Origin of the sequence: Minwuia sp. (assembly GCF_048263705.1) — a bacterium.
In the GTDB taxonomy this organism is placed as follows: domain Bacteria; phylum Pseudomonadota; class Alphaproteobacteria; order Minwuiales; family Minwuiaceae; genus Minwuia.
On the sequence record NZ_JBLXDV010000002.1, the window covers coordinates 187239 to 207840 of the forward strand.

Annotated in this window: 18 protein-coding genes and 1 other RNA gene; 8 read left to right on the top strand and 11 right to left on the bottom strand. The window is 64.3% G+C overall.

Going from position 1 to position 20602, the window contains the following annotated elements:
• Positions 1 to 143: 143 nt before the first annotated feature.
• From ACN0X7_RS03305 to ACN0X7_RS03315, 3 genes are read right to left on the bottom strand one after another with little or no spacing between them, the layout of a single operon-like run.
• Positions 144 to 611, bottom strand: coding sequence for a nuclear transport factor 2 family protein (locus tag ACN0X7_RS03305; RefSeq protein ID WP_417514082.1), 468 nt, complete (start codon positions 609 to 611; stop codon positions 144 to 146).
• Positions 559 to 1323: an SDR family NAD(P)-dependent oxidoreductase gene (locus ACN0X7_RS03310; protein ID WP_417514084.1), complete on the bottom strand. Its 765-nt coding sequence runs from the start codon at positions 1321 to 1323 to the stop codon at positions 559 to 561. The genes ACN0X7_RS03305 and ACN0X7_RS03310 overlap by 53 nt, the downstream gene beginning before the upstream one ends.
• Positions 1320 to 2012 (bottom strand): DUF6134 family protein, encoded by a 693-nt coding sequence (locus ACN0X7_RS03315; protein WP_417514086.1) that lies wholly within the window; start codon positions 2010 to 2012, stop codon positions 1320 to 1322. The genes ACN0X7_RS03310 and ACN0X7_RS03315 overlap by 4 nt, the downstream gene beginning before the upstream one ends.
• A gap of 168 nt (positions 2013 to 2180) precedes the next feature.
• Between ACN0X7_RS03315 and ACN0X7_RS03320 the strand changes: the two genes are divergently transcribed.
• Positions 2181 to 3140, top strand: coding sequence for an alpha/beta hydrolase (locus ACN0X7_RS03320; protein ID WP_417514088.1), 960 nt, complete (start codon positions 2181 to 2183; stop codon positions 3138 to 3140).
• Between the two features lie 8 nt (positions 3141 to 3148).
• On the opposite strand, the gene ACN0X7_RS03325 is transcribed toward ACN0X7_RS03320, so the two are convergent.
• Together ACN0X7_RS03325 and ssrS are read right to left on the bottom strand one after the other, a co-directional pair.
• Positions 3149 to 4336: a CaiB/BaiF CoA transferase family protein gene (locus ACN0X7_RS03325; protein ID WP_417514090.1), complete on the bottom strand. Its 1188-nt coding sequence runs from the start codon at positions 4334 to 4336 to the stop codon at positions 3149 to 3151.
• A gap of 131 nt (positions 4337 to 4467) precedes the next feature.
• Positions 4468 to 4629, bottom strand: a non-coding RNA gene (gene ssrS, locus ACN0X7_RS03330) — 6S RNA.
• A 131-nt stretch (positions 4630 to 4760) separates the two neighbouring features.
• On the opposite strand from ssrS, the gene ACN0X7_RS03335 reads away from it, so the two are divergent.
• The 5 genes from ACN0X7_RS03335 to ACN0X7_RS03355 all read left to right on the top strand — a co-directional run bounded on the left by ACN0X7_RS03335 (position 4761) and on the right by ACN0X7_RS03355 (position 9607).
• Positions 4761 to 5504 (top strand): SDR family NAD(P)-dependent oxidoreductase, encoded by a 744-nt coding sequence (locus ACN0X7_RS03335; protein WP_417514092.1) that lies wholly within the window; start codon positions 4761 to 4763, stop codon positions 5502 to 5504.
• 19 nt (positions 5505 to 5523) lie between these two features.
• Complete coding sequence (locus ACN0X7_RS03340) at positions 5524 to 7059, top strand: DHA2 family efflux MFS transporter permease subunit (RefSeq protein ID WP_417514094.1); 1536 nt, start codon at positions 5524 to 5526, stop codon at positions 7057 to 7059.
• The gene (locus ACN0X7_RS03345) at positions 7056 to 7928 is read left to right on the top strand and encodes a DMT family transporter (RefSeq protein WP_417514096.1); all 873 of its coding nucleotides are present in this window, start codon (positions 7056 to 7058) and stop codon (positions 7926 to 7928) included. The genes ACN0X7_RS03340 and ACN0X7_RS03345 overlap by 4 nt, the downstream gene beginning before the upstream one ends.
• A 75-nt stretch (positions 7929 to 8003) precedes the next feature.
• Complete coding sequence (locus ACN0X7_RS03350; protein WP_417514098.1) at positions 8004 to 8918, top strand: aldo/keto reductase; 915 nt, start codon at positions 8004 to 8006, stop codon at positions 8916 to 8918.
• On the top strand, positions 8918 to 9607 hold the full coding sequence (locus ACN0X7_RS03355; RefSeq protein ID WP_417514100.1) for a DUF6064 family protein: 690 nt from the start codon (positions 8918 to 8920) through the stop codon (positions 9605 to 9607). The genes ACN0X7_RS03350 and ACN0X7_RS03355 overlap by 1 nt, the downstream gene beginning before the upstream one ends.
• Here the strand turns inward: ACN0X7_RS03355 and ACN0X7_RS03360 are convergent.
• Together ACN0X7_RS03360 and ACN0X7_RS03365 are read right to left on the bottom strand one after the other, a co-directional pair.
• Complete coding sequence (locus ACN0X7_RS03360; protein WP_417514102.1) at positions 9604 to 10191, bottom strand: HupE/UreJ family protein; 588 nt, start codon at positions 10189 to 10191, stop codon at positions 9604 to 9606. The two genes, ACN0X7_RS03355 and ACN0X7_RS03360, sit on opposite strands and share 4 nt — an antisense overlap.
• A 2-nt stretch (positions 10192 to 10193) precedes the next feature.
• Positions 10194 to 10781 (bottom strand): HupE/UreJ family protein, encoded by a 588-nt coding sequence (locus tag ACN0X7_RS03365; protein WP_417514104.1) that lies wholly within the window; start codon positions 10779 to 10781, stop codon positions 10194 to 10196.
• 317 nt (positions 10782 to 11098) lie between these two features.
• Here ACN0X7_RS03365 and ACN0X7_RS03370 point away from each other — a divergent pair, with 317 nt between their 5' ends.
• Complete coding sequence (locus ACN0X7_RS03370) at positions 11099 to 14809, top strand: vitamin B12-dependent ribonucleotide reductase (protein ID WP_417514664.1); 3711 nt, start codon at positions 11099 to 11101, stop codon at positions 14807 to 14809.
• Positions 14806 to 15273, top strand: a complete 468-nt coding sequence (locus tag ACN0X7_RS03375; protein ID WP_417514106.1) for a GNAT family N-acetyltransferase — start codon at positions 14806 to 14808, stop codon at positions 15271 to 15273. The genes ACN0X7_RS03370 and ACN0X7_RS03375 overlap by 4 nt, the downstream gene beginning before the upstream one ends.
• Before the next feature lie 157 nt (positions 15274 to 15430).
• Here ACN0X7_RS03375 and ACN0X7_RS03380 read toward each other — a convergent pair whose 3' ends face one another.
• From ACN0X7_RS03380 to shc, 4 genes are all read right to left on the bottom strand, one after another.
• Positions 15431 to 16810 (bottom strand): DUF2330 domain-containing protein, encoded by a 1380-nt coding sequence (locus ACN0X7_RS03380; RefSeq protein WP_417514108.1) that lies wholly within the window; start codon positions 16808 to 16810, stop codon positions 15431 to 15433.
• 85 nt (positions 16811 to 16895) lie between these two features.
• Positions 16896 to 17024: a hypothetical protein gene (locus tag ACN0X7_RS03385; RefSeq protein WP_417514110.1), complete on the bottom strand. Its 129-nt coding sequence runs from the start codon at positions 17022 to 17024 to the stop codon at positions 16896 to 16898.
• Between the two features lie 82 nt (positions 17025 to 17106).
• Entirely contained in the window at positions 17107 to 18588 is a 1482-nt protein-coding gene (locus ACN0X7_RS03390; RefSeq protein ID WP_417514112.1) for a VWA domain-containing protein, read from the bottom strand.
• Positions 18589 to 18619: 31 nt separating this feature from the next.
• Positions 18620 to 20575, bottom strand: coding sequence for a squalene--hopene cyclase (gene shc / locus ACN0X7_RS03395; protein WP_417514114.1), 1956 nt, complete (start codon positions 20573 to 20575; stop codon positions 18620 to 18622).
• Positions 20576 to 20602: the final 27 nt, after the last annotated feature.

Here is a 20602-nt window from a genome sequence, read left to right on the forward strand (position 1 = left end):
GAGGCACAGCTTGTCACCCCGCCGCCGTGCGGAGGCAACGAATGATCCGGCGAAAGCCGCACGTGCCGGATATTCAGGAAGGCCCCCGGACAGACCGGGGGTAACAGTCCGAAAGCCGGCGATCCAGTCAGAGACTGGACGGCTCAATGCTGTGCGAGTTTCCCGCGGATTTTCCTCAGCACCCAGCCGATCACTGGCAGACGCTCGTACATCTGGCTGGCAGCATCCCAGAAATCGATATGCTCCCGCACGCGCCCGTCACCCGCGAACCGGATCAGGCTGCTGCCCTCGACAACCCACAGGTCCTTGCCAAGCTGCTTCACATAGCCCGACATCCGCCATCGGACGAAGGCGGAGTCGTCGCTGATCATGCCGCACTCCAGCACCGCCAGCCGGTAATCCCGCATCTTGGTGAACATGGCCTCGAAGACGCCGTGAAGCGTGTTCAGGCCGGTGAAATCGCTGAACGGATCAACGAAATGCACGTCTTCGGCATAGATCTGGTTCAGCCGGTCCAGGTCGGACTGCTGCATCCCCTCGAAATAGCTGACGAACCGGTCAAGATTCTCGGTCGCGTGTGACGCGGCGGACGAGGGGGAAGTAGAGGGCATAGGGCAGCATCCTCACCAGTTTCAGGATCCAGACGAAGGTCCGGGGGAACGCAACTTCGAAGCGGCCATCCAGAACGCCGTCCACCAGTTGCTCGGCGGCCTTGTCCACCGGCATCAGGAAGGGCATCGGAAAGTCGTTCTTCTGCGTCAGCGGCGTATCGATGAAACCCGGGTTGATGATGCCGACGGTCACGCCTTTCGGCGTCAGTTCCGCACGCAGCGATTCCATCATGTTGATCAGCCCGGCCTTGGTGAACCCATAGGCTGCGGCTTTCGGCAGGCCGCGGTAGCCGGACACCGAGCCGACGACGTAGATTTTCCCCGCACCGCGCACGATCATGCGCGGAATCAACTGCTCCATCGGGTGCGCCGAACCCATCACGTTCACGTCGAACAGTTCACGGATCACCTCGGCGCGGAAATCCTCGCCCGTCATGGGACGGTAGGTCCCCGCGTTCAGGACCGCCGTGGAAATCGCACCCAGATCGGTTTCGATTTCCGAGACGATGCTGGCCATCCGCTTCGGATCGGTGACATCGCCGGGATAGGCCGTGATGTCGCCCAGGAAGTCGGCGGCCTCGCCTTCGAGTTCTTTCAGTTCATCTTCGCTGCGGGCCGTCACCGCGACACGCCAGCCCCGCTTCGCGAACTCCAGGGCCGACTGGCGGCCGAGACCGGAACTCCCGCCGGTGATCCATACGACACCACTCATTGCTGCACTCCTTCCGCCGCCACACACGATGCGCACCGATATTCGATGGTCTCACCGCTCTTGTCGACGAAGGTCATGCGAACCCAGCGCCCGCGATCATCGTACCAGACATCCACGTCGCGAAGGTCACCGGAATAGGTATATCGCGCAGCCTGCACCTCGCCGGCGTTCGTGGCGACCGGTTCGGTGCCCGCGCGCCGTATCGCGACATCGGCAAAACTGCCCGTCAGCGTATTGATGACACGCGTCTCGCCGACCACCGCCGGGTGCCAGTGATTGCTGGGAAAGACCGCGCCGTCGGCACTCTCGGGCCCCTTCGGACCCTGCAACCGCGTCTGGCCGTTCTCGACCTGCGCTGTCACGCGATGGCGGGTGCCATCGTCATTGACCGCCGCATCGAGCATCGCAAGACGGTCGTCGCGCCACAACGCGCTGGACCCGTATTCGAACCTGTAGACAGTCAGCCCCAGCATCTTCACGGCGACCTTGAAATCGACGTCCACCTTCACGCCGTCCTCAGCCTGACTGAAGCTGACGGTGTGGCTGCCGATCCGATCCCCTCCGCGGTAGACATCGAAGACGATCCGCTCGCCATAGAGCGCCAGCGGGTCGAAGGCGGCGTGCGCAGGCAGGCTCAGGGCGCCGGCAATCGCCGTGGCACCGAGGAAGGCTGTCAGTCGCGCCCGCATGCTCACTCCATGGTTTCCGAGGTGATCTTGTTTTTCTGGTCGCATTGGCTACGCCTTGTTGTGTTAAGTGGATCACTGATCCGTTCCGCCCGATCTGGCGCGGTATGTAAGGCATGGGTATCTTTCCGGCCCCAATCAACATCCGGCTGCGAGGGATACGCGGGTTTGATGATCCTGTTCATTGTCATCGCCACGGTTGCGGCCCTTGTCGTGCTGTTTCTGCTGGGTCCGCGTGATCGCGTCGCACCGGGCGTCCCGTTCAGCGCGGACAGCCTGGGCGACAATCTGGATGCCGTTCTGGCCCGCTCCGAGGCGAAGTACCCCGACATCCGGCCCGGACTGCAGAAGGAAATCATCTGGCGCGATCCCGGGACGAAAGCCCGGACCGACTGGGCCATCGTCTATATCCACGGGTTTTCCGCCGCCAAGCCCGAAACGCGTCCGCTACCGGATCTGGTTGCCGACGCGCTGGGGGCGAACCTGTTCTTCACGCGTCTGACGGGTCATGGCCGGACGGGCGAGGCGCTGGCGCAGGCGAACGGCGGGGACTGGCTGAACGATGCCGCCGAAGCCCTGGCGATCGGCCGCCGCATCGGAAAGCGCGTGCTGGTGATGGCGACGTCCACGGGCGCGACGGCGGTTGCTCCGCTCGCCCTGGACAACGAGGCGGGCGCGGATGCGATGGTGTTCGTCTCACCGAATTTCGGCCTGCGTGCCAAAGGCGCGGAATATATGACCATCCCGTGGGGGCGGCAGATCGCGACATGGGTGCTCGGGCGGGAACGCAACGCGGCGACCGACAATGAGGCCTACAACACCGGCTGGACCGTCCGCTACCCGACGGTTTCGCTGGCACCGATGATGGCGCTGGTGCAGCACGTCCGCAGGCTGCCGTTCGAGGAGGCGCGCACGCCGGTCATGATGCTGCACGCGCCCGACGACCAGGTCGTGCAGCCGGCGGCGAGCCGGACGGTCTTCGCGCGCTGGGGCGCACCGAAACTGTGGCTCGACGTGCCGGGCACCCGCGGTCCGACGCACCACGTGATCGCCGGCGACATCATCAACCCGGAGATGACCGAGCCGCTGGCCGCCCGGATCATCGACTGGGTCCGGTCGCTCGACCGATAGCCCCGGGGTTACTGCCGCCGCTGCTCCAGTGCGATGCCGGCGGCATACAGCTTGTCGATGGCATCGTCGTCCAGGCCTGCTTCGCGCAGGATCTCGCGCCCGTGCTCGCCGAACTTCGGCGGGATGCTGCGCACCGACCCTGGCGTCCGCGACAGCTTCACCGGAATACCCGTGCCCTGATAGTCGCCATCGCTGACCACCATCTCCCGCGCGAGCGTGTGCGGATGGGCGGCCACGTCCGGCACCGTCAGCGCCGCCCCGGCGGGCACGCCCGACTTCAGCAGCAGGGTGGCCAGTTCAGTACCGTCCCAGTCGGCGCAGAGTTCCGTCAGGAGGGTCGCCAGTTCCGCCCGGTTCACCGACCGGTCCGGGTTGTGAATGAAGCGCGGATCGTCGGCGATCTCCGGCCTGCCCAGAATTTCCATCAGGCGATGGAACTGGCGGTCGTTGCCGACGGCGAGGAACACCCCCCGGCCCCTGGTCGGAAACAGATCATAGGGATAGATGTTGGGATGCGCGTTGCCCGTCAGTTTCGGCGCATTGCCGGACTGGAAGAAGTTGGGGGCATGGGGATGCTGCATGGCGAAGCCGCAGTCATAGAGCGTCGCCTCGATGTACTGGCCCAGTCCCGACGTCTGCCGTTCGTAGAGTGCCGACAGGATACCGATGGCCGAGTAGAGACCCGTCCCCAGATCGACCAGCGGAATGCCCAGGCGCACCGGTCCCGATTCCTCTGTACCGTTGACGGATATGAGGCCGGTCCACGCCTGAATGGCCGCATCATAGCCGGGCTGGCCGCCGAAAGGGCCATTGCCGCCGAACCCGGAAATCTGGCAGTGCACCAGCTTCGGGAAGCGCTTCGACAGCACCTCGTGGTAACCGATCCCCCACTTCTCCAGGCTGCCGGGCTTGAAGTTCTCCATCAGGACGTCCGCGCCTTCCAGCAGCGTCATCAGCACGTCGCGGCCTTCCGGCTTGCCCAGATCGAGTCCCAGACTGCGCTTGTTGCGGTTCACGCCGGAAAAATAGGCTGACAGCCCGCCCTTGAACGGCGGACCCCAGTCACGGACCTCGTCCCCCTGCGGCGGTTCCAGCTTGATCACGTTCGCACCGTGGTCGGCCAGAATCTGGGCACAGTACGGTCCGCCCAGCACCCGTGTCAGATCGATGACCTTCAGACCATTCAGTGCACCCACGACGCTTTCCCCCTCCTCAAGATCAGACGAAGCATGTCATAGCGGACGGTGAGCGCCCTGTCCCGTGCGAAGCGCGCCTGTTTGCGTGTGGACAGGCAAACAGGCGGATCAGGGTCGCAAGGAGAGGTTCGGGCGGGACCGCATCGGCCGTCAGTGCGTATGAAGCACCTCTGAGACCTGTATGAACAGGTGGGCGCCGTATGTCCGGAACCACGGCTCCGGTCAGGAACAGCTCCCGAGAGATGTTTATTGGCCCAGGGGCTTGTTGCACCGGACGCACCGCGCAGAACACCGCCCGAGCGCCCAATGTAGTCCTTAATTCCCGTCTGGCAATGAATGCATTCGCGGCCCGCGCAATTGCCCGGTGCGACGGCACGGCTTTCGCCCTAGGATTGCTGTGCAATCGAACGGGGAGGATACAACCATGAGCCTGAGACTTGAGGGACGCGCCGCCATCGTCACCGGCGCAGCGAGCGGCATCGGACGTGCCACGGCGGATCTTTTCGCGCGGGAGGGCGCGATGGTCATGGCCGTGGACCGCCCCGACACGGGTCTGGCCGATGCGCACGACCACGCCTATGTCACGCCGTTCGAGCAGGACATCGCCGAGGCGGGGGCCGCCGAGAAGATCATCGGCGCGGCGGTCGACAGGTTCGGCAAGCTGGATATCATCTACAACAACGCGGGCGTCAGCCGGAACGCACTGGGCGAGCACATGACGGACGACGAGTGGGACATCACCATCTCGGTCAACCTGACATCGGCCTTCAAGCTGGCCCGCGCCGCCATCCCGCACCTGCGCGAGAGCCCGGCGGGCCGGATCATCTCCACGGCCTCGGTCATGGCGCGGATGACCGACTACGGCCTGACCGCCTATTGCGCATCCAAGGCCGGCGTCGTGGGCATGACCCGCACGCTGGCGCTGGAGCTGGGCAAGTTCGGCATCACCGTGAACTGCATCGAACCCGGTGCCATCCAGACCGGCATGACCGCGCAGAGTTTCGCCAACGAGGACATCTCGAAAATCTGGGCCAAGAAGGCGGCCCTGCGCCGGCTCGGCGATCCCATCGACATCGCCCGGGCGGCGCTTTTCCTCGCGTCCGACGACGCGGGATTCGTGTCAGGCCACAGCCTGACCGTCGACGGCGGCCTGACATTGCGAACCTGACAGGAGCTGGACAGGGCACTTGAGCGACACGGTGAGCGACAAGGGACAGACAGTCACGCAGGGCATGACGCCTTTCGAGCGTGGGGCGCTGATCTTCACGCTCACCATGTCGACCATGCTCTATGCGATGACCGTGACCATCGCCAACGTGGCCCTGCCCAAGATGCAGGGCGCGTTCGGCGCGACGGCAGACCAGATTTCGTGGGTTGTCACCTTCAATCTGGTTGCCACGGCGGTGGTCACGCCGATGACCGGCTGGCTGGTCGCCCGTCTGGGGCAGCGGCGCGTCATGCTGTTCTCGGCGATGGGTTTCACCTGTGCGACCCTTGCCTGCGGCATGGCGACCTCGCTGGAACAGATCGTCTTCTTCCGCGTGTTGCAGGGCATGTTCGGCGCGCCCATGGTGCCGGGCAGCCAGTCCATCGTGCTGCAGGCCTTCCCGCGCGAGAAGCATGCGTCGACCATGGCCATCTTCGGCGTCGGCGTCGTCATGGGACCGATCATTGCGCCGACGCTGGGCGGTTACCTGTCCGAGGAGTTCGGCTGGCGCTGGGTCTTCTTCATGGTCGTGCCTTTCGCGCTGATCGCCATTCTCGGCATTCTCGCCTTCGTCCGTGATCTGGGACATCCCGGCAAGATACGTTTCGACTGGACCGGTTTCATCGCGCTCAGTCTGGCCGTGGCGTCGACGCAGTTCATGCTTGACCGCGGAGAGCGGGAGGACTGGTTCCAGTCGACCGAGATCATCATCTGCGCCTGCATCGCGGTGCTGGCGTTCTACGTCTTCATCAGCCACAGCCTGACCGCCTCGAAGACCCCGTTTCTCGATTTCGCCATGCTGAAAGACCGGAATTTCGCCCTGGGCATGGGCTTCATCCTGGTCTTCGGGATGCTGAATTTCACGCCGATGGTGATTTTTCCGCCGATGCTGCAACAGTTACGCGATTTTCCCGAAACCACGATCGGCTGGCTGCTTGCCGCACGGGGGATCGGGACGCTGGTCGGATTCATTGCCATGATCTGGCTGACGAAATACGACCCGCGCATCTGGATGGCCATCGGCTTCGGCATGCAGGGCGTGGCCGGGCTCTACATCACGACGTTCGATCTGAATCTCACGCCCTGGGATGTGGCCTGGACCAGCGCCCTTCAGGGTCTGGGCACCGGCGTCTGCTGGGTACCGGTCACCCAGATCGCTTTCGCCACGCTGAACCCGGCGAAAGCACCGGAAGGCAGCGCCGTCTTCCACCTGATCCGGAACTTCGGCTCCAGCTTCTTTATCTCGGTTTCGGTCGCGGTGTCGCTTCGCACCTCGAAGGTCAACTATTCCGATCTGACCGGGCAGATTTCGCCGCTGAACGAGACCTTGCGCTATCCGTCCGTGATGGGAGGGTGGAACCCGGAGACTGAAAGCGGACTGATGGCCCTGGCGGGAGAGATTCAGCGTCAGGCGATCATGATCGGCTACATCAACGCCTTTTACCTTTTCGCGATTGTCTCGCTGTCTGTGATTCCGTTCCTGCTGTTCGTCAAATGGAAAGGACATGCCGCATGACCGAGCGCATGAAGGGCTATCTGCTGACGGCGGGCGGGGTCATGGCGCTCAGCCCGGACGCGCTGATCATCAAGCTGTCGGGCCTGTCGGCCATGTCGATGATCTTCTGGCGCGGCGCGCTGGTGGGCGGGATGCTGACCCTGCTGCTGCTGCTGTTCTGGCGCGGCCGGTTCTTCCAGCAGTTCCGTGCCATCGGCAAGGCCGGGCTGCTGGTCACGCTGTTCTATGCGATATCGAACAGTTGTTTCACAGCAGCAAACACACTGACCGTTTCCGCCAACGTTCTGGTCATCGTCGCGACCACGCCGCTGTTTTCAGCGATCTTCGCCAGCATTTTCCTGAAGGAACACGCATCGCGGCGCACGTGGATCGCGTCGCTGATCGCGCTTTGCGGGGTCGGGCTGGTGGCGGGCGAGCAGGTCTCGCTGAACGCCGGACTGGGTGAACTGTTCGCATTGATCTGCGTGATGGGCATCGCCATCGTCTTCGTCGTGATCCGCTCGGCGAAGGAGATCAACATGTTGCCCGCCACGGCGCTGGCGCTGCTGATCACGGTGCCCGCGGGCTTTTTCTGGTTCGACGTGCCGGCGACCGACATCGGGGTCGTCGCAATCATCGTCGGCGGCCTGTTCTTCATTCCCATCGCCTACATCGGGATCACGATCGGCCCGCGCTATCTGCACCCGGCAGAGACGGGGCTGATCATCCTGCTGGAAACGGTGTTCGGTTCGCTCTGGGTCTGGCTGGCACTGAACGAGCGACCGACCGATCTCGGTCTGGTGGGCGGTGTCATCATACTCGGCGCGTTGATCGGCAACACGATGATCGGGTTGCACAACGAACGCAAACGAACCGCACCCGCCGCATGATCCATCGGTCAAGGTGGACATTTGCCCGATCGTCACGACATCGGGGGTTCTGCAATCCCCGACGGAGGTGACAGGATGGATTCCGATCGCAGACTGATAATGGCCGGGGCGCTGGCCGCATCCGCCGCCGCCGTACTGCCGGTCGCCGGTTTCGCACAATCCGCGCAGAGCGACACGCGTCCGGTCCCGTCGACCGGCGAACGGATACCTGTCGTCGGGCTGGGCACCTGGGTCACCTTCAATGTCGGCACGGACCCCGATCTGGTCGATCGGTCCGTCGATGTGACCCGTGCCTTCGTGGCGGAAGGCGGCGGCATGATCGATTCCTCGCCCATGTATGGCTCGGCGCAGGATGTCATCGGGACGGCGCTGACGCGGCTGGACCGACCCGCCAACATCTTCTCGGCCGACAAGGTCTGGACGGATGCCGACGACGGGCCGGGTCAGATGGCACAGACCGCACGGCGCTGGGGCGTGCAGCGCTTCGATCTGATGCAGGTGCATAATCTGGTCGACTGGGAACGCAATCTGGACACGCTGTTCGCGATGAAAGCCGACGGCAGAGTGCGCTACGTCGGCATCACCACATCCCATGGGCGTCGCCACGGCGACATGGCCCGGATCATGGAGCGCTATCCACTGGATTTCGTGCAACTGACCTACAACGTGCTGGACCGCGCGGTGCAGGACCGTCTGCTGCCGCTGGCACAGGACCGCGGGATCGGGGTCATCGTGAACCGGCCATTCCAGCGCAAGGCCCTGATCCGCCGGACCGCAGGTGCTCCCCTGCCCGGCTACGCCGCCGACTTGCAGGCCCCGAGCTGGGCGTCGCTGATGCTGAAATTCATTCTGGCCCATCCGGCGGTCACCACGGTCATCCCGGCCACGACGCAGGTCGCCCACGTCCGCCAGAACAAGCAGTCTGCCCGGACGGCGCTGCCTGACGCGGAGTTGCGCGAACGCATCGCGCGGGATGTCCGCGACCTGTGATGGGCGACTGGCTGACCTACAGCCTTTCCGATTTCCTGATGTTCGGGCCGGAGACCTACTGGCGGCTGTTCGAACGCGCCAATGAAGGCTCCGGCCTGATCGATACCCTGCGCCGCATCCTGCCAGCGCTGCTGCTGATCCTCTCTCTTGGCCCGTTTCGCGCGGGCAGCGCAAACGTTCGCGCAGGCTTTGTGATCCTGTGCGCCACGATGCTCTGGGTCGCCTGGAGTTTCATCTGGGACCTGTACCGCCCGATCTACTGGCCGATGGCGTACCTCGCGCCGGTGTATGCTCTGGGCGGCGCGGTCTTCATCGCCGCAGCCCTGACCGAACCGCGCGAGATCGAATCCGCAGCGGGCCGTTCCGCGTTGCGCGTGACGCTCGGGCTGATCGCGTTCGCATACGTCTACGCGGTGCTCGGTGCCGTGGTCGAACGCAGCATCCAGTCTGTCGAGTTGATTTCCGTCGCGCCCGATCCAACTGCGGTCGCTGCCCTGGGGTTCGCCCTTCTGGCGCGGCGGTTGTGGCATCGTGCGCTGCTGCTGGCAGTGCCTGTTATCTGGCTGTCAATCAGCGCGATCACGCTCTACGCACTGGGGAGCCTGCAATGGATTGCGCTTCTGATTGCGATCCTCATCGCCCTGCAGTCACTGGTCCGACACAGATCGCAGGCCGGTCCCTCGCTCTAACGGAAAACCACCAGCGACAGGACCAGCAGCGATGCCGCGACAACCCATGATCCGGCGATGCGCGTTGCCAGCCTGAGCCACTCGCGGCGAAACCGGATCAGCAGCGCGCCCAGATAGGCGGGCACGATCCCGGCACCGACGGCGGTGGCTCCAAGCACCGACCAGGCCTGCGTTTCGGCAAAGTCCTCGGGCACGGAATCAAGGCCGATCACCGCGCCCACAATGACCCCGGGCACCGCCAGCAGGAGCGCCTTCGTCGGCAGGGTGAGGGCCGCACCGGCACCGCAGATCATGGCCAGCACCAGCAGCACCTGTTGCGGAAAGACCGGCAGCACGCCGGCCGCGCCCAGTCCCAGCCCGGCAAGCAGGGCCATCAGAAAGGCCGGAATGCCGATCCGGTACTGCCGCCAGCCCATGGTCCCGACCAGCAGACCCAGCGCGATCAGCGACAGCAGATGCTCGGGGACGACGTAGGGATGCAGCAACCCGCCATAGAAGGCATCGATCCCTTCTATGGCGGAATGGGCATGGGCCGAGCCGGGCAGCGCGGTTGCGGCAGCAACCGCGAACCAGCGATGGCGCACGATCACAGGGTGCCGGTCAGAAACCCGAGTCCGGCAAGTGCGATGACGCCGCCACCGGCCCTGACCGCGATCCGTCCCTGCGGCCAGTGCGCCAGCAGGCCGAACCCGATACCGATCAGGTGCATCAGGCCCGTGCCGATCACGAAGCCAACCGAATAGGAAACGGCGTTCGCCGCTTCCGGCAGTTCGGTGCCGTGCGCGTGGCCGTGAAAGATCGCGAATATGCCGACGACCGCCCAGGCCACCCACAGCGGCGGGCGCACCGCCAGCGCGACCAGCACGCCCAGCACCAGGGCGGACGCGGCGATGCCCGTCTCGACCTGCGGGACCGGCACGCCGGCAACGCCCAGCACGCCGCCGACGACCATCACCACGGGAAAGACGACCGGCAACTGCCAGATCGCGGGCTTGCCGAGGAATGCGCCCCAGAGGCCGACGGCGACCATGGCGGCGACATGATCCCAGCCCAGGATCGGGTGCAGGAAGCCGCTGACCAGACCGCCGGCGACGCCCTCGCCTTCATGGGCAAACGCCGGACCGGCAAGAACGATGGCGAGGATCGAAAGCAGGGGCAGAAACAGGATTTTCATGATGTTTCCCAATGCGGAACATGGATGATTCAACTGCGGTGAATCTGCCGCATTCGCCGGGGAGCGGCAAGACCGGCGTTGTCACATACCCCATGCACACCCGGACGGACTCGTTACGTTCCACATATCCACAAAATCTTCACCCGTGCACACAAGATATGGGGTTTTTCCTGTTGCCCTACATGTGCGTTTCGCCCAATATGTAGTGGCTGCTGGTCGACAGGGCGCTAAGCCTTGGGAGCAGCGGGGAAATCAGCATCAGATTCGGGTCCGTCTCACGAAGCGGGCCCATTATGCGGCAGGCAGAGGGGCAGACCATGCGTATCGAGCGGCGATTCACGACCGAGGGAGCGTCACCTTACGACGCGATCGAATTCCGGACCACGAACAGCGAGATCCGCAATCCGGACGGCTCGATCGTCTTCCGGCTGGAGAACCTGGAAGTGCCCCGGCAGTTCACCCAGGTCGCCGCCGACATCCTGGCGCAGAAATATTTCCGCAAGGCCGGTGTTCCCGCCGCGACGGCGCCCGTCGATGAAGAGGATGTGCCCGCGTGGCTGCAGCGCCGCGTGCCGGACGAGGACGCGCTGGCCAAGCTGCCGAAGGCCGAGCGCTACACGGGCGAATCCACCGGCAAGCAGGTCTTCGACCGTCTGGCCGGCACCTGGACCTACTGGGGCTGGAAGGGCGGCTATTTCGACGCAGAGGCCGATGCCCGCGCCTATTACGACGAGATGCGCCACATGCTGGCGAAGCAGATGGCCGCGCCGAATTCCCCGCAATGGTTCAACACCGGCCTGCACTGGGCCTATGGCATCGATGGCCCCGCGCAGGGCCACTGCTATGTCGATTTCCGGACCGGCGAGCTGGTGCAGTCCGAAAGCGCCTATGAGCATCCGCAGCCCCATGCGTGCTTCATCCAGTCGATCTCCGATGATCTGGTGAACGAGGGCGGGATCATGGACCTTTGGGTCCGCGAGGCGCGCCTGTTCAAGTACGGTTCGGGCACCGGCACCAATTTCTCGTCGCTGCGGTCGGCAGCCGAACCGCTGTCCGGGGGCGGCAAGTCATCGGGTCTGATGAGCTTCCTGAAGATCGGCGACCGCGCGGCGGGTGCCATCAAGTCGGGCGGCACGACCCGGCGCGCGGCCAAGATGGTGACCGTCGATCTGGACCATCCGGACATCGAAGAATACATCATGTGGAAGGTCGTCGAGGAGCAGAAGGTTGCCGCGCTGGTCGCCGGATCGACCCTGGCGAACAAGCACCTGAACCTGGTACTGGCCGCCTGCTGGAACGACAGGTTTGCGCCGGACGACGATGCCCGCCTGGACCCCAAGGAAAACGCGGCCCTGAAGTCGGAGATCATCGCCGCCCGCAAGGCCGTGATCCCCGAGAACTACATCCAGCGCGTCATCCAGTTCGCGAAGCAGGGCTATCGCCACATCGACATCCCCGTCTACAACAAGGACTGGGACTCTGATGCCTACCTGACGGTCTCGGGCCAGAACTCGAACAATTCGGTGCGCGTGCCCAATGCCTTCCTGAACGCGGTGCAGCAGAAGACCGACTGGAACCTGATCAACCGCACCAACGGCGAGGTCGCGAAGACCATCGACGCCGAGAAGCTTTGGGAAGACATCTGCTATGCCGCCTGGGCGTCCGCCGACCCGGGCGTGCAGTACGACACCACCATCAACGACTGGCACACCTGCCCCAACGATGGCCGGATCAACGCCTCGAACCCGTGTTCGGAATATATGTTCCTGGACGACACGGCCTGCAACCTGGCCTCGCTGAACCTGATGATGTTCCGCGACAAGGACGGCTCGTTCGACATTCCCGCGTTCGAGCACGCCTGCCGGCTGTGGACCGTCACCCTGGAAATCTCGGTGATGATGGCGCAGTTCCCGTCGAAGGAAATCGCCGAACTTTCCTACAAGTTCCGCACCCTGGGGCTGGGCTACGCCAACATCGGCGGCCTGCTGATGTCGATGGGCCTGCCCTACGATTCCGATGAAGGCCGGGCCATGTGCGGGGCGATCACCGCCCTGATGACCGGCGTGTCCTATGCTACCTCCGCCGAGATGGCGGGCGAACTGGGCGCGTTCCCGGGCTTCCGCAACAATGCCGACGCCATGATGCGGGTGATGCGCAACCACCAGCGCGCGGCGAAGGGCGAACTGGACGGCTATGAGGACCTGGCCGTCGCGCCGGTGCCCCTGAACGCCGAAGACTGCCCGCACGCGACCCTGGTCGAGGCGGCGGTCCGGTCCTGGGATCGCGCGGTCGATCTGGGCAAGGTCAACGGCTATCGCAACGCGCAGGCGACCGTGATCGCGCCGACCGGCACCATCGGGCTGGTGATGGACTGCGACACGACCGGCATCGAACCGGACTTCGCGCTGGTGAAGTTCAAGAAGCTGGCCGGCGGCGGCTACTTCAAGATCATCAACCGCACCGTCCCCGAGGCGCTGGACGTGCTCGGCTATACCGAGGCGCAGCGCGACGAGATCATCAACTATGCGGTCGGCCACGGCACCCTGGACGGCGCGCCGGTGATCAACTTCGAGAGTCTGATGGCGAAGGGCTTCACCGAAGCCGTGCTGGAGGATCTGGAGCAGGGCCTGCAAAGCGCCTTCGACATCCGCTTCGCCTTCAACAAGTACGCGCTGGGTGAGGAATTCTGCATGCGCGTCCTGGGCTTCGAGATGGAGCAACTCGACGACATCAACTTCGACATGCTGGCCGCGATGGGCTTCACGAAGAAGGAGATCGAGGCCGCCAACACCTATGTCTGCGGCGCGATGACCCTGGAAGGCGCGCCGCATCTGAAGGACGAGCATCTGCCCGTCTTCGACTGCGCCAACCCGTGCGGCCGGATCGGCAAGCGCTATCTGTCGGCGGAAAGCCACATCCGGATCATGGCGGCGGCACAGCCGTTCATCTCGGGCGCGATCTCCAAGACGATCAACATGCCGAACGATGCGACGGTCGAGGATTGCAACGAAGCCTACATGCTGTCTTGGCGTCTGGGCCTGAAGGCCAATGCGCTCTATCGCGACGGATCGAAGCTGTCGCAGCCGCTGAATGCGGTGGCGCTGGAAGACGACGACGAGACGCTGGAAGAGGCGCTGTCGCATCAGCCGATGACCGAAAAGGCGCAGATCGTCGCCGAGCGGATCGTCGAGAAGGTGCTGGTGCGCGAACGCCGGCGTCTGCCGGGCCGCCGCAAGGGCTATACGCAGAAGGCGCTGGTCGGCGGGCACAAGGTCTATCTGCGTACCGGCGAATATGATGACGGCGAGATCGGCGAGATCTTCATCGACATGCACAAGGAAGGTGCCGCCTTCCGCAGCCTGATGAACAATTTCGCCATCGCGATCTCGATCGGCCTGCAGTACGGCGTGCCGCTGGAGGAGTTCGTCGAGGCCTTCACCTTTACCCGCTTCGAGCCGAACGGCATCGTGCAGGGCAACGACGCGATCAAGAACGCGACGTCGATCCTGGACTATGTGTTCCGCGAACTGGCCGTCAGCTACATGGGCCGCAACGATCTGGCCCATGTCGAGCCGAGCGACCTGCGCGCGGACGCCCTGGGCGGCGGTGCGCACGAAGGTGAACTGCCGGAGGCCGAGGCCAAGGAAATCCGCGCGACGGACGAGGCGCTGGAAGCCGTCATGAAGGTCGCATCGACCGGCTATGTCCGCTCCAACCTCTACGTGCTGAACCCCGACAAGCGGAAGGCGACGGTGGAAGCCGTCGAACAGACCGCCGAGGTCATGCGCGCGGCCGGCGGCGGCGGTGGCGAGACCGTCGTTCGCGCCACGCACACCGAGGTTTCTGCAACCAGTACAGGCGGATCGGGCGGTGCAGGTGCCGCCAGCAACCGCGCGCAGCAGGTGGCCCAGGCCCGGATGCGCGGCTACGAAGGCGACTCCTGCGACGAATGCGGCAACTTCACGCTGGTCCGTAACGGCACCTGCATGAAGTGCGACACCTGCGGCGGGACCACGGGCTGCTCGTGACCGTATCCTTCCGCACCGCGACCGAGGCCGACGTACCGGCCATCGTCGCGATGCTGGCCGACGACACACTGGGACAGGGGCGCGAGGATCAGACCGATCTCGCGCCCTATCTCATGGCGTTCCGTGACATGGAGGCACAGGGCGGCAACGGGATGATCCTGGCGGTGGATGGCAACGGGGACATCACGGGCTGCCTGCAGCTGACCCTGATCCCGGGCCTGTCGCGCGGCGGTGCCTTGCGCGGGCAGATCGAGAGCGTCCGGGTCGCCGCATCGGCGCGCGGGCAGAAGATCGGTGAGAAACTGATCGGCCACGCCATCGAACAGGCGCAGGCCGCCGGGGCGACGCTGATCCAGCTCACCTCCGACCTGAAACGGACCGACGCGATCCGCTTCTACGAACGCCTCGGGTTCGTCAACTCGCACGCCGGCATGAAGCTGGAGGTTCGCCGGGAGCCGAAATAATTCAGGGTCGGGTGATCCAATCTTCGTGCCCGTCGTAAAGGGTACGGTTGCGCATGACAATCGAACGTTTGTTCTCCCTCCCGAGTCCAATCTCAGCGCCGGGCTTCATGCCGGAAACCCAGGTTTCTGACTTCCCTCCCCCTCCCAGGGCCCGGCGCTATTTGTTCCAGATGCTTTCCCACCATTTGTCGCCCGGCCCCTGCGCGGGCAGCGACATCTGCTGGCGGATCTCGCCGATCGGCCAGGCCGTCAGTGATGCGAGGCGCTGCGCACGCGCGTCCTGCCGGGCGGGAAGCTGCTGCTTGTAATATTCCGCCTCAGGGCATTGCACCTCGCCGGTCCAGGGATGGCGGATCACATAGCGGGCCTGATAGTTCGACTGATCCTGCGTTTCCCGGAACATCAGGTCGCGCGGATGGGTGGTGGAATCATAGCGCAGATGCAGCCGTGTCACGAAGGCCTCGACCGGCTGCTGCGGGGCGAAGCGTTGCACCGGCGCGGGCAGCGGGCGCGGTGTCGGACCCGGTTGCGGTACCTGGATCGGTTTCTGCGTCAGGTCGGGCTGCACCCACCACGCCCCCAGCGTGCGCAGTTCGTCGCGCGACAGCGGGTCGGCGGCACAGGGATCGCACCAGTTCATGTTCCAGGCATATTCCAGAAACATGACACCCGGTTCGCGGCGCACCTGCTCGGCGAACAGGGAACGATAGACCTCGGGAAATTTCGAACGGATGAAGACGGGCAGTTCGGCATCGGTCGGCATTTTCACGGTGCGATAGTTCTCGCCCTCGACGCGGCCCTGACGCGTGACCGTGAAAACGAACAGTTCCTGCATCCCGTCGGCATTCAGCGTGCCGAGGCGAATCGGCAGCATGAAATCGGGACTGTTGAAGGCGATCTGCAACGGCCTGAGATAGTTCAGCCCCGTCCGGGCCTTCTCCTCCAGGTTGATCTTCGCGACGAAGAACTTCATGCCCGCGCCGACATAGTCAGCCAGCACCGGTTCCGCCCCGTCCGGCAGGGTATAGCCGTTCTGCGTCAGCCATGTCGCGAGGCCGCCGCTTTCTTTGGCCGACAGGATCTGGATGTCATATTCGCCGACCGTGTATTCAGCCTCGACGGTAACACCGAGCGATTTCGCTGATCTGCTGGCCCCCTCCGCCTCGTCCTGAACGCGGGTCTGCATGCTCATGGCGCGCATCCGCCGCTGCATGCAGGGATTCTCGTCGAAATATTCGACCAGGCGCGGCGCGGTGAAAGCATCGATGTGGTCGATCACGGCGGGCTCGGCCACGTTGATCTGGCCGCGTTCCAGCACCGTCGGCGTCGGGATGACCATGGCGAATTCGGAAGGTTCGCCCTGATAGTCGTTGGCCATCGTGATCACGGTCCGGTCCAGATGCCGGGCGACGATCACCTTGGACGCCTTGTTGAAGAGTTTCGCATCGCCCTTGGCGACGTAGAAGCCGCAGAAGGCCGACGCCTGGGCGGTCATCGTCAGCAGAAGGGAAATGGTCAGAAAACCGGAACGCAGCATGGTTTGCCTCACTGGAAAATTCCTGTGAGGTCAGTCTAACCCGGCTTGCGTGGCAGAAATGAGGCTTATTGCCAGAGGATGCGCGTCAGAAGAACAATCCGACGATAACCAGGGCAACGACCGCACCGATGACCGAGCCGATCAGGACGTAGCGCATATGCCCGGATTTTTCGCCCTGACGGGCATTTTCAGGATTCAGTTTTTCTGTCGTCATGGGGTTCTCCCTTTTTTCTTCGTTCTCAAGACATGGGGATTACGGTCGCGACTTCACCCCCGGATCACCGCGACGCAACGTATCAGAGGGCGGCGCGGAGTACCCGGTCGACGATACGTTCAAGGTGGCGGAGCGAATTGCAGACCTCGACCTGATGGCAGTGCGGTGCGTATTTCAGCATCTCCGAATCGCCAGATCCCCATTGCAGCCTGCCTTCCGGGTTCAGCCAGATCAGCCGCTTGGACCGGTCGTAGAGCGTCTTGATGATCTCCGTGCGCGGTTCCGAGTAATTGGACCGGGCGTCGCCCAGGATGATGACCGTCGAGCGGTAATCGACATCGTCGAGTGCAATATCGCGGAAATCCATCAGCGAACGGCCGTAGTCGGTCGGCATGTAGGCAAAGTCCTCCAGCACCGAGGCCACCGCCTCCTCGATCGGTCGCGTCTCGAACAATTTTGTGACTTCACGCAGTTCGCCCGCAAACGCATAGGCGCGCACTTTCGGCAGCACCTCCTGCAGCGAGTAGAGGAACATCAGCAGGAAACGCGCAACGTTCGCCACCGAACCCGAGACATCGCACATGACGTGCACGTCCGGTCGGTCGATCTTGGTGCGCCGCCACTGCGGTTCGACGATCAGCCCGTCATAGCCGTGGTTCTTGCGCAGCGTGCGGCGAACATCCAGTTGACCCCGATGCGACTTCTTGCGGCGGCGCGAGTGCAGCACGACCAGCTTCTTCGCCATCTTGCGCACCAGTTCCTGCATCATCTGATAGTCGCGGCGCTCGATGTTGGTCAGCCGGACCTGCTCCAGCAGTTCCTCACGGATGCGGCGGCTCTTGCCCGCCGCCTGCAGCGCGAGTTGCTGTTCCACATAGTCCCGGATGCGATCCATCATGCGGCCGCGCAGCGCGTTCAGCCGCTGGCCCAGCCCGTCGGCCTGCCGGTCACCGGCCTGCCCCGCATCGCGCAGGTCGGCCAGATCGTCGTCCAGATCCTCCAGCCCCATGCCCTCGGCGATGCGGCGGGTGAACTGCCCGATCTGGGTGAACAGCACGATTTCGCGCACGCCGGAATTCTCGGCGGACTCGGCCATCCGCGCTTCCAGGCCGGGCCGGTCGTTCGACAGCAGCATCTGCGACAGCTCGGAAAGCTCGCCCAGCTGGGCCGCGGAGACTTCGGACGGCGCGGCTCCGCCGCCGCCGCCAGCCTGCCCCTCGCCGTCACCGCCCTGCGCCTCGCCCTGACCGCCTTCGCCCTGGCCGCCCTCGCCCGCCTCGCCGCCGTCGGCAGAGGGGTCGTTGTCGCTGGATTCCTCGGATCGGGACGGTTTGTCGGCATCGAACTCGGGCGCGGCGAAGAACCGCTCGAAACAGTCGTCGAACCGGTCCTTCTCGAACTCCGACTTGGCCAGTGTGACCGACAGGGAATCCTTCAGCAGGTCCCGGTCTTCCCACCCCACCAGATCGATGGCGCGGTGCGCCTCCAGCGTCTCGGCCGGCGAGATCGGCAGATCCGCCTCGCGCAGGGCTTTCAGGAAATCGGCCAGCATCGGCGTGATCATTCGGCGCCCTCCCCGGCAGCCGCGCGTCCGGTCAGATACCGAACGTGACGGTCGGATCGTTCCTGCGCTTCAGATTGCGGTAGCGGCTGACCGCCCAGAGCGGGAAGTAAGCACTGTAGCCATAGTAGCGGAGATAGAACACGCGTGGGAAGCCGACGCCGGTGTAAAGCGTCTCATCCCACTTCGGCCCCTCGCGCCCGCAGGCCGACAGCCATTCGATACCGCGCGCAACCGCCGGGTGATCGACCTCGCCCGACGCCATCAGGCCCAGCAGTGCCCAGGCGGTCTGCGACGGCGTGCTCGCCTTCACCTCGCCATAGCTCGCGTCGGCGTAGGTCTCGCAATCCTCGCCCCAGCCGCCGTCGGGCTGCTGCACGCTCAACAGGAAATCGACCGCCCGCCGGATGAAAGGGGCCTGCATGTCCTGACCGCACGCGTTGAACGCTGAAAGGGCGGACCAGGTGCCGTAGATGTAGTTCACGCCCCAGCGGCCGAACCAGCTGCCGTTCTTCTCCTGCTCCCGCCTGAGGAAACGGAGCCCCTTGGAGATCGGCTTGTCGGCGACATCATGGCCGATCTGCGCCAGCATCGAGACGCAGCGCGCCGTGACATCGACGGTCGGCGGGTCGAGCAGCGCGCCGTGATCGGCGAACGGAATGGCGTTCAGATACTGACGATCGTTCTCGGCATCGAAAGCGCCCCAGCCGCCGTTCGACGATTGCATCCCGATTACCCATTCCGCAGCCCGATAGATCGCGGGCCGGTAATGCGGGTCGCCCATCCGGTCCAGCGCCATCACGACGACCGCGGTGTCATCCACGTCAGGATAGTGATCGTTCCAGTATTCGAAAGCCCAGCCGCCGGGCTTCAGATCCGGACGCCGCCAGACCCAGTCGCCGACCACATCCGTGATTTCACGTTCCAGCAGCCAGTGCGCGGCCTGCTTCATCTGCGCGCTGTCGGCAGGCTCGCCCGCTTCCAGCAGCGCGTGCATGCCCAGGCACGTATCCCAGATCGGCGACAGGCAGGGCTGGCAATAGGCCTCGGTCTCCCGATCCATGATCAGCTTGTCGACAGCGGCCCGCGCGACCACGCGATCCGGATGATCCCTGGGAACGTCCAGCGCATGAAACGCCATCACCGTGTTCGCCATGGCCGGGAAGATGCCGCCCAGACCGTCCTCACCGTTCAGCCGCGGACGGATGAAATCGAGCGCCTCCTTCAGCGCCTTCTGACGCTTGCCTTTCGGCAGGATCGGCTCGGCCCGGCGGACCAGCTTGTCCAGGCTCAGGAAGAACGCGCCGACCGGCGAACCGGTGGGGTTGGAGTTGTACTCCTTCACCTGGTCGGGCGGCACGCGAAACAGTTCTTGCACGTCCACGCCGCGCGGGTTCGCAGCCAGCTTCCGCTTCGCCATCATGATCAGCAGCGGCACGATCACCGTGCGCGACCAGTAACTGACCTTGGACAGGTGAAACGGAAACCATTCGGGCAGCAGCATGATCTCGATCGGCATCGCCGGAATGGCACGCCAGGGCACCTGTCCGAACAGGGTCAGGGCGATGCGTGTGAAGACGTTCGCGCGCTCGGCGCCGCCGGCGGCCAGGATCGCGTCGCGCGCCCGCAGCATGTGGGCGGCGTTCGGATCGTCGCCGATCAGCTTCAGCGCGTAATAGGCTTTCACGGTGCAGGACAGGTCCAGCGCCCCGTCTTCGAACAGCGGCCAGCCGCCATGCACAGAGGACTGCGTGCGGCGCAGATAATTGCCGATCTTCTGTTCCAGCGGATCGTCGATCTCGTCGAGGTAGTGATTCAGCATCACGTACTCCGCCGGGATCGTGGCGTCAGCCTCGAATTCGAAGATCCAGTGCCCGTCGTCGCGCTGCACTGCCAGCAGTTCGGACCGGGCATCCTCGATCAGGTTTTCCAGCGCCGAAAGATCGGTCGGCGCAGGCGTTGCCGCTGCAAGTTTCACTATGTCAGACATGAAATGTTGCGTAGCAGCAAAGTCTGA

What these genes read in the sequence shown, in the direction of transcription:
- ACN0X7_RS03305 (WP_417514082.1), bottom strand. Translation starts at nt 611, where the DNA reads ATGCCCTCTACTTCCCCCTCGTCCGCCGCGTCACACGCGACCGAGAAT.
- ACN0X7_RS03310 (WP_417514084.1), bottom strand. Translation starts at nt 1,323, where the DNA reads ATGAGTGGTGTCGTATGGATCACCGGCGGGAGTTCCGGTCTCGGCCGC.
- ACN0X7_RS03315 (WP_417514086.1), bottom strand. Translation starts at nt 2,012, where the DNA reads ATGCGGGCGCGACTGACAGCCTTCCTCGGTGCCACGGCGATTGCCGGC.
- ACN0X7_RS03320 (WP_417514088.1), top strand. Translation starts at nt 2,181, where the DNA reads ATGATCCTGTTCATTGTCATCGCCACGGTTGCGGCCCTTGTCGTGCTG.
- ACN0X7_RS03335 (WP_417514092.1), top strand. Translation starts at nt 4,761, where the DNA reads ATGAGCCTGAGACTTGAGGGACGCGCCGCCATCGTCACCGGCGCAGCG.
- ACN0X7_RS03345 (WP_417514096.1), top strand. Translation starts at nt 7,056, where the DNA reads ATGACCGAGCGCATGAAGGGCTATCTGCTGACGGCGGGCGGGGTCATG.
- ACN0X7_RS03350 (WP_417514098.1), top strand. Translation starts at nt 8,004, where the DNA reads ATGGATTCCGATCGCAGACTGATAATGGCCGGGGCGCTGGCCGCATCC.
- ACN0X7_RS03355 (WP_417514100.1), top strand. Translation starts at nt 8,918, where the DNA reads ATGGGCGACTGGCTGACCTACAGCCTTTCCGATTTCCTGATGTTCGGG.
- ACN0X7_RS03365 (WP_417514104.1), bottom strand. Translation starts at nt 10,781, where the DNA reads ATGAAAATCCTGTTTCTGCCCCTGCTTTCGATCCTCGCCATCGTTCTT.
- ACN0X7_RS03370 (WP_417514664.1), top strand. Translation starts at nt 11,099, where the DNA reads ATGCGTATCGAGCGGCGATTCACGACCGAGGGAGCGTCACCTTACGAC.
- ACN0X7_RS03380 (WP_417514108.1), bottom strand. Translation starts at nt 16,810, where the DNA reads ATGCTGCGTTCCGGTTTTCTGACCATTTCCCTTCTGCTGACGATGACC.
- ACN0X7_RS03385 (WP_417514110.1), bottom strand. Translation starts at nt 17,024, where the DNA reads ATGACGACAGAAAAACTGAATCCTGAAAATGCCCGTCAGGGCGAAAAA.
- ACN0X7_RS03390 (WP_417514112.1), bottom strand. Translation starts at nt 18,588, where the DNA reads ATGATCACGCCGATGCTGGCCGATTTCCTGAAAGCCCTGCGCGAGGCG.
- shc (WP_417514114.1), bottom strand. Translation starts at nt 20,575, where the DNA reads ATGTCTGACATAGTGAAACTTGCAGCGGCAACGCCTGCGCCGACCGAT.